An 11,962-nucleotide genomic window follows, 5' to 3' on the forward strand; every position below is an offset into this window, starting at 1 on the left:
AGAGGATTACGCCATGTCAGCGGTCGGTAACCTGAAGCACGAATACGACAAGGTCAAAGTGCGTCTGCACGGTCTGGTCACGCGGGTGGAAATGGCCTGGATGAAGCTCATCAGCGAACTGGAACCCGAAGAGTTCCAGGCCATCATCAAGCTGCTCCAGCGTGGTCACGATCAGGCGCAGTACGTGCTGAAAAACGGCGAGTTGCCGGATGATGAGCCGGCCGTGCCCTGGGAGTTGTCCCACGGGTTGTCGATCCTGCGCATCGGCAATGCAACGCCGTTGCCGCAGTCCCCTGATCAACTGCAAACCAAAGTGCTCAAGGACGGCACGCTGCTCGGCTGCCGCAAGTGGGAACTGCTGGATCTGCTGTGGAGCGAGGCGCTGCTCAAGTGGATCGAAAACCTGCGCCATCACGCGACCTTCGGCACCGACCCGGCGCTGGTGACCATGGAGCGCGAAGTCACGCTGGCGATTGCCGGCGACTGGGGCACCGGACCGTTCAACAGCCATGCGCCGGCAGTGTCGGTGGCCAACCAGATGCAACTGGCCAATGCCGACTTCACCATTCACCTGGGGGATGTCTATTACGCGGGCACTCACTCCCAGGAAGACACCGACATGTCCGGCTGGCCGATGGGCACCCACGGTTCGTTTACCCTCAATTCCAACCACGAGATGTACAGCGGCGCCCACGGCTATTTCAAGGAACTGGCCGCGCGTTTTCCGGGGCAGCAGGGCACCAGCTACTTTGCCTTGATCAACGACGACTGGCTGATTGTCGGGCTGGATACGGCCTATGCCTCGGACGTGTTGAACCTGTACATGGACGGCACGCTGAACGAGCCGCAGATCGCCTGGATGAAGGCGCTGCCCAAACGCAAGAAGCTCATGGTGCTCAGTCACCATCAGGGTTTCGATATCACCGGGCACAACAAGACCGCGCTGTATCAACCGGTGTGCGATGCACTGGGGCGGGAGCCGGATTACTGGTATTGGGGGCATCTGCACAACGGCATCGTCTACGCCACCCAGGGCGGACTGCATGCGCGCTGCGCCGGGCACGGGGCGATTCCCTATGGCACCACCAGCGAGCTGAACGGGCATTCGCGGATACTGTTTTCCGAGACCCAGGATGCGAAGGATCCGGACTATCCGCTGCGGGTGTTGAATGGCTACGCGAAGATCAGGTTGGTGGGGGAGGAGATTTTCGAGGAGTTTATTGGTGAGGATGGCAGTGTGAGGTGGTCATCGAAGTGATCCGTTTGATCGTTCCCGCTCAGGACGCGGGAACGATCAATGACGCGAATCAGCCCTGAACCGGAACACCCTTGAGGTACGGCGCAGGCTCGGCCCCCAGGTTGCTCAGCATCCGCTCGCTGTACCAGTCGACGAAGTTGACCACGCCGAACTCATAAGTCTTGGAGTACGGCCCCGGCTGGTACGCGGTGGAGTTGATCCCGCGCTGGTTCTCTTCGGCCAGGCGGCGGTCCTGGTCGTTGGTCGCGTCCCACACTTTGCGCATGCGCTCGACGTCGTAATCCACGCCTTCCACGGCATCCTTGTGCACGATCCATTTGGTGGTGACCATGGTTTCCTGGGCGCTGATCGGCCACACGGTGAACACGATGATGTGATCGCCCATGCAGTGGTTCCACGAGTGGGGCAGGTGCAGGATGCGCATCGAGCCCAGGTCCGGGTTCTTGATCCGGCCCATCAGTTTGGCGCAGCCCTGTTTGCCGTCCATGGTCATCGACACGGTGCCCTTGAGCAGCGGCATGCGCACGATGCGGTTGCGCAGGCCGAAACTGGCGTGGGCGTAAGGGATCTTTTCGGCTTCCCACGCGGCAGCAGAGGCGGCGACATGATCCTTGAACGCCTGGTCGGCGCGCGGGTCGGTGACGTCGTCCCACTCCAGCAGGGTTTTCAGCAACTCGGGGTGCGAACCGTTGCAGTGGTAGCACTCGCGGTTGTTTTCCAGCACCAGTTTCCAGTTGGCCTTTTCCATCAAGGTGGTGGTGATCGCCACCTTGGTGTTCTCCATGTCGTAGGGTTCCATGTAGTGGTTCAGGGTCGACAGGAAGTCATCGATGGCCGGCGGGTTCTCCGCCAGGCTGATGAAGATATAGCCGCCGGCGGTCTTCACGTTCACCGGTTTGAGGCCGTACTGCTTCATGTCGAAATCAGCGCCCATTTCAGTGCCGGCGAACAGCAGGCGACCGTCCAGTTCGTACGTCCACTGGTGGTAGTGGCAGACCAGTTTGGCGACCTTGCCCTTGTCGCTGGTGCACAGGCGCGAGCCACGGTGGCGGCAGACGTTGTGGAACGCATGCACCACGCCTTCGGCGCCACGAATGACGATGATCGGGTTCTTGCCGATCTGCAGAGTGATGTAGTTGCCCTTGGCCGGGATCTCGCAGGTCATGCCGGCGATCAACCACTCTTTCTGGAAGATCTCCTGCATGTCGATATCGAACAGGCGCTCGTCACTGTAGAACGGTTGCGGCAGCGAATAGGTGCGCTCGCGTTCCTGCAGCATTTGTGCGGTGGCCTTGCGTGCGGGTTCCAGCGTGTCGCCCAGGCTGAGTTTTGCGGTGTCCATCGATGAATTCCTCAAGGCCATCTGCGTGGCCGCGAAAGTGGCTGATCAGGGTTGCAGCGCAAGGTGTAAAGAATCTGTTTGTGTTGGGGGCGAGTGTGGGGCCGGCGCTGCCCGGAACCTTATCCATGGGCGACATGGTGCAATCTGTTCCCGACGCGCAACCCCCGGTGGTTGGGGGCTGGTCGCGATAAGTATGTGAATGTCGCGGATAGGTAAACGGGCCGATCGCGCTATACGCAGAATCGCCACATGAAGGCCGACAGTCGGCCGTGGAGAACAGCATGTCGAACAGCTTCCTGAATCCGGTCACCACCCAGACCTGGGCCAATGGCCGACACATCGTCCGTTGCGTCAAAGTCATCCAGGAAACCTGGGACGTGCGCACCTTCTGTTTCATGGCCGACCAGCCGATCCTGTTCTTCTTCAAGCCCGGGCAGTTCGTGACCCTGGAGCTGGAGATCGAAGGCCAGCCGATCATGCGTTCGTACACCATCTCCAGCTCGCCGTCGGTGCCGTACAGCTTTTCGGTGACCATCAAACGCGTGCCGGGGGGCAAGGTGTCCAACTGGCTGCACGACACGCTGCACGAAGGCCAGGAGCTGGCGGTGCACGGCCCGGTCGGGCTGTTCAACGCCATCGACTTTCCGAGCCCGAAAGTGCTGTACCTCAGCGGCGGCGTCGGCATTACGCCATGCATGTCCATGGCGCGCTGGTTCTACGACACCAACGGCAACGTCGACATGACGTTCATCCACAGCGCCCGCTCGCCGAAAGACATCATTTACCACCGCGAGCTGGAACACATGGCGTCGCGGATCGACAACTTCAGCCTGCACCTGATCTGCGAGAAACACGGGCTGGGCGAGCCGTGGGCCGGCTATCGCGGTTACCTCAACCACAAAATGCTGGAGCTGATGGTACCGGACTTCCTCGAGCGCGAAGTCTTCTGCTGCGGCCCGACGCCGTACATGACGGCGGTCAAGCGCCTGCTGGAAAACGCCGGCTACGACATGAAGCGCTACCACGAGGAATCCTTCGGCGCCACGCCACCGGAAGCCCGCGCCGACGCAGTGGAACAGGCTGAACAAGCCGCCGAAGCACCGGAAATCCCGGCGGCGGATCTGCATCTGGTGGAATTCACCTCATCGGACAAGAGCATCCGCGTGGCCCCGGGCGAGACCGTGCATGCGGCGGCTGCGAAAGTCGGCCTGATGATTCCGAAAGCCTGCGGGATGGGGATCTGCGGGACGTGCAAGGTGCTCAAGCTCGGTGGCGAAGTGGAGATGGATCACAACGGCGGGATTACCGAGGACGACGAGGCGGAGGGGTACATTCTTTCTTGCTGCAGTGTGCCGAAGGGGGATGTTCGTATCGAATATTGAATTCAGTTTGCAGGCTTGGGGGCGATCTCTCGTAGGGGAGATCGTATGAAGTCATTAGTTGCTGTTTTTAAATAACTTCCAATGCGGCGAGAAGTCCAAAGAACAAAAAAGTCAAGCCGGTAATTCTCTGGTATTTATATAGTGTAAGTAGCGTGCGCTTGAAGTCTGGCGGAAAATTTTTAATATCTTTTGCGCTCAGTTTTCCTTGATAAAGGTAGATTTCTGGACGTTTCAGGAAGCTAAAGATTTCCCCCATCATGTAGATCCGCCCCCGCACGCCTCCGTGCCATAGCATCATAAGGCCTCCGGCGATCAAGCTGTTTTTAAGGCTGTTCATTATTAGTTCTATTTTTGTTTTTGCGATATATAAAACGATGCAGTTGATAATTATGAGTGCGGCGAAGTTTATGATGTTTAGAATGATAAAAGCATCTCTTGCAGTTTCATAACTCATCGGGTTTTCTCGTAAATCAATTCACCGGCGATTTCGCCGCCTTTTTCGCCCATATAGCCGACCGCAAAGGATCCGGCTCCCGCAACCACGATCCCGCACAGTGCCCCACCGATTCCTGCACTGGTTACCCCGAGTGCTACGCAAATGGTGGAGGCCGTGCTTGCACCTACAGCAGAACCGACAGCTCCACCCAGAAAACTTCCGGTTTCGGTGAATTTAATCTTTTCGCACGCCTCGGCGTTCTCGTTCGTACAGACATCCTGAACCTTCATTACCGAGGCTCCGCCGCCCACGGCCGTACCAATCCATCCGCCATATTTTACGTATTGCGAGGCTTTCACCACGCCTTGAATGTGAGTGGCGTATCCGGGTGCCTGGCCGATGCCGCCAGCCTTCCTCCAGCGGTGCACCAGGTGCGGATGCTCGATCCCTAGAGCGATCTTGAGGTTTGGGTGATCAGGGAGGCCAATGACTTTCTTCGTCAGTCCGGTGAGTTGTCCGTCCAGCCGTTGAAGTAATTCGGCGCGCCGCTTTTTGAATGCCTTTGAGTTCAGGCTGCCATTGGTCTCGATAGTGCTGATATGTAATGCCTCAATGTCTTTCAAAGCGGCTTTTATGCCATCCAGATGATTAGCCGCCATGGCAGTCCCAACCCCAATAACTTTCGAGCCATCTGAAAGCGTCCTTCTGATGACCTCATAGTGCTGCGCAAAAAAGTCCGCCTCTTCCAGCGTCAACGGCGCCAGCGCCATGCTGACGATGTGCGCGGTTTCCATCAGCAGTGATTCTTCATAGGTGCATTGCTGATTGTCCGGGTCGCTCAGGACAATCAGCGTTCCGGCTTTCACCACGTCTTCCAGCGGATTGAGGCTTTTGAATTTGGCGATGACATTCGCGTTGGGCGACGGAAACAGTTGCGCCTGCAGTTTCTCGGCGGACAGACTTTTCGGCACGATGTAGAACCCTGGCTCCTCCGGTGCCGGCAATTCCTGGGGCCAGTGTTCGCGGGGGAAAAATCGCAAGTCGTTGACCGGATGCGCAGAAGAGAGCGGGGCTGAGTTCAGGCGTGTCACTCTCAGATTCTGCTGGCGAACGGCCCGCAGTAAACGTTGCGGATCGGGGTTCGCTGCGGCCTGTGGAAGCATCGACAGGCGTGGTGTCCTGGCCGCGCCGGTGAGCGTGCCGTGTCTGTTTTGCTGCAGGGCCCGGGACTGGTTCAACAAGTTTCGTTGTTCCTGCGCAAGCGCATTGATCCCTTGCTGCGGCGTCAGGCGTCCGTCCGCTACCTCCTCGGTAATTCGCTTGGCGAAGTGCGCGACTTGTTGATGGAATTGCACACGTGCAATGCCATATGCCAGATGACGGTTTCCGATGGTCAGTGCCTGTCCAAGCAGATTGCCGGCGGCGTCCTGCACATCGCACAGATCATGCTGCCGTGAACTCAACCCGCTTCGCCCCACGAGGTATAGCCAGTGGTGCCTGCAATGTGGTGTACCCAACCGATGCCGCGGTAACGAATGGCCAGTTGTTCTTGAGGCTGGGCATCGTTTTGCAGGATCACGTGGGGCACATCCTGCGACAGTTCAGCGAGAACCGCCCCGTCGAGGGTGATCGAATAGAATTTTTCCTGCTGCCCCTGGGGCGAAGTGCGGTAGAGGCTGATCGTACAGTCCAGTTCTTCACTGTTCGAATGCGCCTGAGCCAGCAATGGGGAAGATTTGTCGACCGCTTTGGTGATGATGACCGGCTGGTGGACGGGTTTGCCGAGGTTGGCGTCGCGGCGCATTTCATGGCTCAGGGCGAACACCATGATTTCATCGGTATGGGCCGTCTGGTATTTGTTGCCGACCGATTCTGGCGTCGAACATCCGGCTGAAATAAGGCCCTGGATCTTGCCGGTGATGGTCATGTAGGCAGGGTTCGCCATAGTCTGCGCTCCTCGAAAATGGAGTCGGCAGTCTATGGCGAGGTTTGTTTGAGTTATGTAGGACCTGGCGTAGGTCGTTTCTGAAAATGCTCAGTCGATAAACAGGTCTGTCATCAACTTTGCATCACTCCCCGGCTCAAAACGGTAATGATCAAACCCGGTCACGCCGCTCTCCCGCAAGATCTCCTCATCAATCAACAACCGCCCGGTAATCCGCCGTCCGCTGCTGCTCAGGATCACATGCGCCGCATCCGCCATGATCGCCGGCGTCCTCGCATGTTTGAACGACTCCCGGTTGCCCAGCTGAAACTCGATGGCGGCGGTGGCGATCATGGTTTGCGGCCACAGCGAATTCACACTGATCCCGTAGTTGGCGAATTCCTCGCTCATCCCGACGGTCAGCATGCTCATGCCGTATTTGGTCACGGTGTAGGGGCTGTACTGGGCGAACCATTTACTGGCCATGTTCAGCGGCGGTGACAGGTTGAGAATGTGCCCGCCTGACTTTTTCAGATAGGGCAGGGCTGCCTGGCTGCACAGCAACACCGCGCGGGTGTTGATCTGGTGCATCAGGTCGAAGCGCTTGAGCTCGATGTGTTGCACACCGGTCAACTTGATCGCCCCGGCGTTGTTCACCAGCGCATCGATCCCGCCGAAGTGTTCGTTGGCCTGGGCCAGTGCCTGACGCACTGCGTCCTCATCACGCACATCCAGTTGCAGCGCCAAAGACTTGCCGCCAGCGGCTTCGACTTCCGCCGCGACGCTGTGGATGGTGCCGGGCAACTTGGCGTGGGGTTCGGCGCTCTTGGCGGCGATCACGATGTTGGCCCCGTCCCGCGCAGCCCGCAGCGCAATCTCGCGCCCGATGCCACGGCTGGCGCCGGTGATGAACAAGGTTTTGCCTTTTAGCGACATGCGCAAGCTCCTGCTTATTGTTATGTGAGCGATGGCTCGACAGACAATGTAGACGATGGAGCTGATACGGGAGGGGACGAGCTGTGGCGGGGAGCAGGCTCCCGCGCCACGGGGAGGCGATCAGGCCGACATGACTTCGCGGATGTCGCGGGCCAGTTCACGCACGCGTTCTTCTTCTGTGTCCCACGAGCACATGAAGCGCGCGCCGCCCTTGCCGATGAAAGTGTAGAAGCGCCAGCCGCGAGCGGTCAGGGCGGCGATGGCCGGTTCCGAGAGTTGCAGGAACACGCCGTTGGCCTGGACCGGGAACATCAGTTCCACGCCCGGGATGTCGCTGACCAGTTCGGCCAGCAATTGCGCGCAGTGGTTGGCGTGGCGGGCGTATTTGAGCCAGGCGTCGTTTTCCAGGATGCCGACCCACGGCGCCGACAGGAAGCGCATCTTCGAGGCCAGTTGCCCGGCCTGTTTGCAGCGGTAGTCGAAGTCTTCGGCCAGTTTGTGGTTGAAGAACAGGATCGCTTCACCCACCGCCATGCCGTTTTTCGTGCCGCCGAAGCACAGCACGTCGACGCCGGCCTTCCAGGTCAGGTCCGCCGGCGAGCAGCCGAGAAATGCACAGGCGTTGGAGAAACGCGCGCCGTCCATGTGCAGGTTCAGGCCCAGTTCCTTGCAGGTGTCGCTGATGGCGCGGACTTCTTCCGGGGTGTAGACGCTGCCGACTTCGGTGGCCTGGGTCAGAGTCACGACGCGCGGTTTCGGGTAGTGGATGTCCTGGCGCTTGAGGGCGACTTCGCGGATCGAGGCCGGGGTAATCTTGCCGTTTTCGGTGCCGGCGATCAGCAGTTTCGAGCCGTTGGAGAAGAACTCCGGTGCGCCGCATTCGTCGGTTTCGACGTGGGCGGTTTCCGAGCAGATCACGCTGTGGTAACTCTGGCACAGCGACGACAGGGCGAGGGAGTTGGCGGCGGTGCCGTTGAAAGCGAAGAACACTTCGCAGTCGGTTTCGAACAGCTTGCGGAAATAATCCGAGGCGCGTGCTGTCCACTCATCGTCGCCATAGGCGCGCTGGTGGCCGTGGTTGGCCTGTTCCATGGCAGCCCAGGCTTCAGGGCAGATACCGGAGTAGTTGTCGCTGGCGAATTGTTGGCTCTTGTCGGTCATGGCCGGCTTCCGTGATCGAGGCGCTTGTGGCGCTTCGTGGGGTCAATGATGGTGCGCACTGTACCGAAGATCATCCGGGGAGCACACGGGATGTCGCTGTCAGAACTTTACAAGGATGCGAGCCGATTATGCACCTGAGCCGGCGCGACGGCGCACTCGATCTGCTCAAGTGGCTGGCGCTGCTGAGCATGCTGCTCGATCACCTGCGATATGTCGGGATCAGCGCCGATTGGCTGTATGTACCGGGGCGGCTGGCGTTCCCGTGGTTCTGTCTGGCGATGGCGGCGAACCTGACGCGGGACGGTGCGCGCAAGACCGAATGGCGTTATCTGGGCTGGTTGCTGCTGTTCAGTCTGTTCAGCGAGATTCCCTACCGTTTGTACATCCCCGATCCCGACACCCTGAACGTGATGCCCACGCTGGCGCTGGGCTTGCTGGTGGCGCGGGGCTGGCAGGATCGAACAGCGATTTCGCGACTGCTGGGCATAGTTGCCTTGCTGGTGGCCGCGCTGTTCCCGGAGCGACTGATGTTCGGTGTGTTCGGCGTCCTGCTGCCGCTGGCGACGTTGCTGGTGTTTCGCAAACCCTGGTATTTCAGCCTGCTGCCGGGGCTGGTGTGTCTGGCGGCGAATCAGTGGCAGGTGCTCTTCGAATCCGCGCAGTTCGGCAACCGCGTGGCGGTCCTCGGCATTGCGACCTGCCTGATCGCGCCAGTGGCCGGAATGTTCCTGTTGCGACATGCCACTTACCTCCATGCGCCACCCCTGCGGCGCTGGGCGTATGCGCTCTATCCCGCGCATTTCCTCGTTCTTCTGGCCTTGCGCCAGCTGCTTGTTTGAGTCCGTCGCTGTCGCCATGTCGTAAACGCACCTTTGCGTGGCGTCCGTAGGCATTTGACCTCCCTGCGCCGGCCATACCATCGGCATCAAAGGGCACTGCCATCATTGCCAGTGCCTTACCGAGACGAATGGCGCACAGATGCCGCTGGGAGAGACGCGATGTTCAGCAAGCAAGACCGGATCCAGGGTTACGACGATGCACTGCTGGCGGCGATGAATGCCGAGGAGCAACGTCAGGAAGATCACATCGAGCTGATCGCGTCGGAGAACTACACCAGCAAACGCGTCATGGAAGCGCAAGGCAGCGGCCTGACCAACAAGTACGCCGAAGGTTATACAGGCAAGCGCTACTACGGTGGCTGCGAGCACGTCGACAAGGTTGAAGCGCTGGCCATCGAACGCGCCAAGCAACTGTTCGGCGCCGATTACGCCAACGTCCAGCCGCACTCCGGATCTTCGGCCAACAGCGCGGTTTATCTGGCACTGATCCAGGCTGGCGACACCATTCTCGGCATGAGCCTGGCCCACGGCGGTCACCTGACCCACGGCGCCAAGGTCTCGTCTTCGGGCAAGCTGTACAACGCCGTGCAGTACGGCATCGACACCAACACCGGTCTGATCGATTACGACGAAGTCGAGCGCCTGGCCGTCGAGCACAAACCGAAAATGATCGTCGCCGGTTTCTCGGCCTACTCGAAAACCCTCGACTTCCCGCGCTTCCGTCAGATCGCCGACAAGGTCGGTGCGCTGCTGTTCGTCGACATGGCCCACGTCGCCGGTCTGGTGGCTGCCGGCCTGTACCCGAACCCGCTGCCGTACGCCGACGTGGTCACCACCACCACCCACAAGACCCTGCGCGGTCCCCGTGGCGGGCTGATCCTGGCCAAGGCCAACGAAGAGATCGAGAAGAAGCTCAACGCGGCGGTATTCCCCGGCGCCCAGGGCGGCCCGCTGATGCACGTCATCGCCGGCAAGGCCGTGTGCTTCAAGGAAGCGCTGGAGCCTGGCTTCAAGGCTTATCAGCAACAGGTAATCGACAACGCCCAGGCGATGGCGAGCGTCTTTATCAAACGTGGCTACGATGTAGTGTCCGGCGGCACCGACAACCATCTGTTCCTGGTCAGCCTGATCCGTCAGGGCCTCACCGGTAAAGACGCGGACGCCGCCCTCGGTCGCGCCCACATCACCGTCAACAAGAACGCCGTACCGAACGACCCGCAGTCGCCGTTCGTCACCTCCGGCCTGCGCATCGGCACCCCGGCGGTGACCACCCGCGGCTTCAAGGTGGCGCAGTGCGTGACGCTGGCCGGCTGGATCTGCGACATCCTCGACAACCTCGGCGATGCCGATGTCGAGGCCAACGTCGCCCAGCAGGTTGCGGCCCTGTGCGCAGACTTCCCGGTTTATCGCTGAGCGTTCTGGAGTAAATGACTATGCAACGCTATTCGGGCTTCGGCCTCTTCAAGCACTCCCTCAGCCACCACGAAAACTGGCAGCGCATGTGGCGCACGCCGACCCCGAAAAAGGTCTACGACGTGGTCATCGTCGGCGGTGGCGGGCACGGTCTGGCGACTGCCTACTATCTGGCGAAAGAGCACGGCATCACCAACGTGGCTGTGGTCGAGAAGGGCTGGCTGGGCGGCGGTAACACCGCGCGCAACACCACCATCGTTCGCTCCAACTACCTGTGGGACGAGTCGGCGCACCTGTACGAACACGCGATGAAACTGTGGGAAGGCCTTTCGCAAGACCTGAACTACAACGTCATGTTCTCCCAGCGCGGCGTCTACAACCTGTGCCACACCCTGCAGGACATTCGTGATTCCGAGCGTCGGGTCAGCGCCAACCGCCTCAACGGCGTCGACGGCGAACTGCTCAACGCCAAGCAAGTCGCGGACGAAATTCCGTACCTCGACTGCTCGAAAAACACCCGCTACCCGGTGATGGGCGCAACCGTTCAGCGTCGCGGCGGCGTGGCCCGTCACGATGCCGTGGCCTGGGGCTTTGCACGTGCCGCCGACGCACTCGGCGTGGACTTGATCCAGCAGACCGAAGTGATCGGTTTCCGCAAGGAAAACGGCGTGTGCATCGGCGTCGAAACCAACAAGGGCTTCATCGGCGCCAAGCGCGTCGGTGTGGTCACCGCCGGTAACTCCGGGCACATGGCCAAGCTTGCCGGTTTCCGTCTGCCGATCGAATCCCATCCGCTGCAGGCGCTGGTATCCGAGCCGATCAAGCCGATCATCGACAGCGTGATCATGTCCAACGCCGTGCACGGTTACATCAGCCAGTCCGACAAGGGCGACCTGGTGATCGGCGCCGGTATCGACGGCTACAACGGCTACGGCCAGCGCGGTTCGTACCCGGTGATCGAGCACACCATCCAGGCCATCGTCGAGATGTTCCCGGTGCTGTCGCGGGTACGCATGAACCGTCAGTGGGGCGGCATCGTCGACACCACGCCGGACGCCTGCCCGATCATCTCGAAAACCCCGGTGCCGAACATGTTCTTCAACTGCGGTTGGGGCACCGGCGGCTTCAAGGCCACGCCGGGCTCGGGCAACGTGTTTGCCGCGAGCCTGGCCAAGGGTGAAATGCACCCGCTGGCCGCACCTTTCTCCATCGACCGTTTCCACAACGGTGCGTTGATCGACGAACACGGCGCTGCGGCTGTCGCCCACTAA

The 11,962-nt window shown here is 60.2% G+C and carries 11 protein-coding genes; 5 read left to right on the forward strand and 6 right to left on the reverse strand.

From position 1 onward, the window contains the following. Window positions 1–13: 13 nt before the first annotated feature. On the forward strand, window positions 14–1,258 hold the full coding sequence (locus tag ACKLNA_RS10410; RefSeq protein WP_408985798.1) for a metallophosphoesterase family protein: 1,245 nt from the start codon (window positions 14–16) through the stop codon (window positions 1,256–1,258). 49 nt (window positions 1,259–1,307) lie between these two features. Here the strand turns inward: ACKLNA_RS10410 and gbcA are convergent, their stop codons facing one another. Continuing rightward, entirely contained in the window at window positions 1,308–2,600 is a 1,293-nt protein-coding gene (gbcA, locus tag ACKLNA_RS10415) for a glycine-betaine demethylase subunit GbcA (RefSeq protein WP_408985799.1), read from the reverse strand. Window positions 2,601–2,881: 281 nt separating this feature from the next. On the opposite strand from gbcA, the gene gbcB reads away from it, so the two are divergent. After that, window positions 2,882–3,982, forward strand: a complete 1,101-nt coding sequence (gene gbcB, locus ACKLNA_RS10420; protein WP_119427598.1) for a glycine-betaine demethylase subunit GbcB — start codon at window positions 2,882–2,884, stop codon at window positions 3,980–3,982. A gap of 67 nt (window positions 3,983–4,049) precedes the next feature. On the opposite strand, the gene ACKLNA_RS10425 is transcribed toward gbcB, so the two are convergent. The 5 genes from ACKLNA_RS10425 to ACKLNA_RS10445 all read right to left on the reverse strand — a co-directional run bounded on the left by ACKLNA_RS10425 (window position 4,050) and on the right by ACKLNA_RS10445 (window position 8,439). Beyond that, window positions 4,050–4,436: a hypothetical protein gene (locus ACKLNA_RS10425; protein ID WP_408985800.1), complete on the reverse strand. Its 387-nt coding sequence runs from the start codon at window positions 4,434–4,436 to the stop codon at window positions 4,050–4,052. Beyond that, a complete protein-coding gene (locus tag ACKLNA_RS10430; RefSeq protein WP_408985801.1) occupies window positions 4,433–5,851 on the reverse strand; it encodes a hypothetical protein in 1,419 nt (472 codons plus the stop codon). The genes ACKLNA_RS10425 and ACKLNA_RS10430 overlap by 4 nt, the downstream gene beginning before the upstream one ends. Window positions 5,852–5,877: 26 nt before the next feature. Beyond that, complete coding sequence (locus tag ACKLNA_RS10435) at window positions 5,878–6,363, reverse strand: Hcp family type VI secretion system effector (RefSeq protein WP_408985802.1); 486 nt, start codon at window positions 6,361–6,363, stop codon at window positions 5,878–5,880. Between the two features lie 90 nt (window positions 6,364–6,453). After that, the gene (locus ACKLNA_RS10440) at window positions 6,454–7,278 is read right to left on the reverse strand and encodes an SDR family oxidoreductase (RefSeq protein WP_408985803.1); all 825 of its coding nucleotides are present in this window, start codon (window positions 7,276–7,278) and stop codon (window positions 6,454–6,456) included. A 120-nt stretch (window positions 7,279–7,398) separates the two neighbouring features. Beyond that, window positions 7,399–8,439 (reverse strand): low specificity L-threonine aldolase, encoded by a 1,041-nt coding sequence (locus ACKLNA_RS10445; protein ID WP_007959802.1) that lies wholly within the window; start codon window positions 8,437–8,439, stop codon window positions 7,399–7,401. Window positions 8,440–8,567: 128 nt separating this feature from the next. Here ACKLNA_RS10445 and ACKLNA_RS10450 point away from each other — a divergent pair, with 128 nt between their 5' ends. The 3 genes from ACKLNA_RS10450 (at window position 8,568) to ACKLNA_RS10460 (ending at window position 11,962) form a co-directional block, all read left to right on the forward strand. Then, on the forward strand, window positions 8,568–9,278 hold the full coding sequence (locus tag ACKLNA_RS10450) for a TraX family protein (protein WP_408985804.1): 711 nt from the start codon (window positions 8,568–8,570) through the stop codon (window positions 9,276–9,278). A gap of 159 nt (window positions 9,279–9,437) precedes the next feature. Then, entirely contained in the window at window positions 9,438–10,691 is a 1,254-nt protein-coding gene (gene glyA / locus ACKLNA_RS10455) for a serine hydroxymethyltransferase (RefSeq protein WP_408985805.1), read from the forward strand. Window positions 10,692–10,711: 20 nt separating this feature from the next. Further along, window positions 10,712–11,962 carry a sarcosine oxidase subunit beta gene (locus ACKLNA_RS10460; RefSeq protein ID WP_003206307.1) on the forward strand — a complete coding sequence of 417 codons (1,251 nt, stop codon included), beginning with the start codon at window positions 10,712–10,714 and terminating at the stop codon, window positions 11,960–11,962.

It is taken from the genome of Pseudomonas sp. UV AK001 (assembly GCF_046097675.1).
GTDB lineage: Bacteria > Pseudomonadota > Gammaproteobacteria > Pseudomonadales > Pseudomonadaceae > Aquipseudomonas > Aquipseudomonas kribbensis.

Coding starts and splice junctions, on each gene's coding strand:
- ACKLNA_RS10410 (WP_408985798.1), top strand. CDS start 14: ATGTCAGCGGTCGGTAACCTGAAGCACGAATACGACAAGGTCAAAGTG.
- gbcA (WP_408985799.1), bottom strand. CDS start 2,600: ATGGACACCGCAAAACTCAGCCTGGGCGACACGCTGGAACCCGCACGC.
- gbcB (WP_119427598.1), top strand. CDS start 2,882: ATGTCGAACAGCTTCCTGAATCCGGTCACCACCCAGACCTGGGCCAAT.
- ACKLNA_RS10425 (WP_408985800.1), bottom strand. CDS start 4,436: ATGAGTTATGAAACTGCAAGAGATGCTTTTATCATTCTAAACATCATA.
- ACKLNA_RS10435 (WP_408985802.1), bottom strand. CDS start 6,363: ATGGCGAACCCTGCCTACATGACCATCACCGGCAAGATCCAGGGCCTT.
- ACKLNA_RS10440 (WP_408985803.1), bottom strand. CDS start 7,278: ATGTCGCTAAAAGGCAAAACCTTGTTCATCACCGGCGCCAGCCGTGGC.
- ACKLNA_RS10445 (WP_007959802.1), bottom strand. CDS start 8,439: ATGACCGACAAGAGCCAACAATTCGCCAGCGACAACTACTCCGGTATC.
- ACKLNA_RS10450 (WP_408985804.1), top strand. CDS start 8,568: ATGCACCTGAGCCGGCGCGACGGCGCACTCGATCTGCTCAAGTGGCTG.
- glyA (WP_408985805.1), top strand. CDS start 9,438: ATGTTCAGCAAGCAAGACCGGATCCAGGGTTACGACGATGCACTGCTG.
- ACKLNA_RS10460 (WP_003206307.1), top strand. CDS start 10,712: ATGCAACGCTATTCGGGCTTCGGCCTCTTCAAGCACTCCCTCAGCCAC.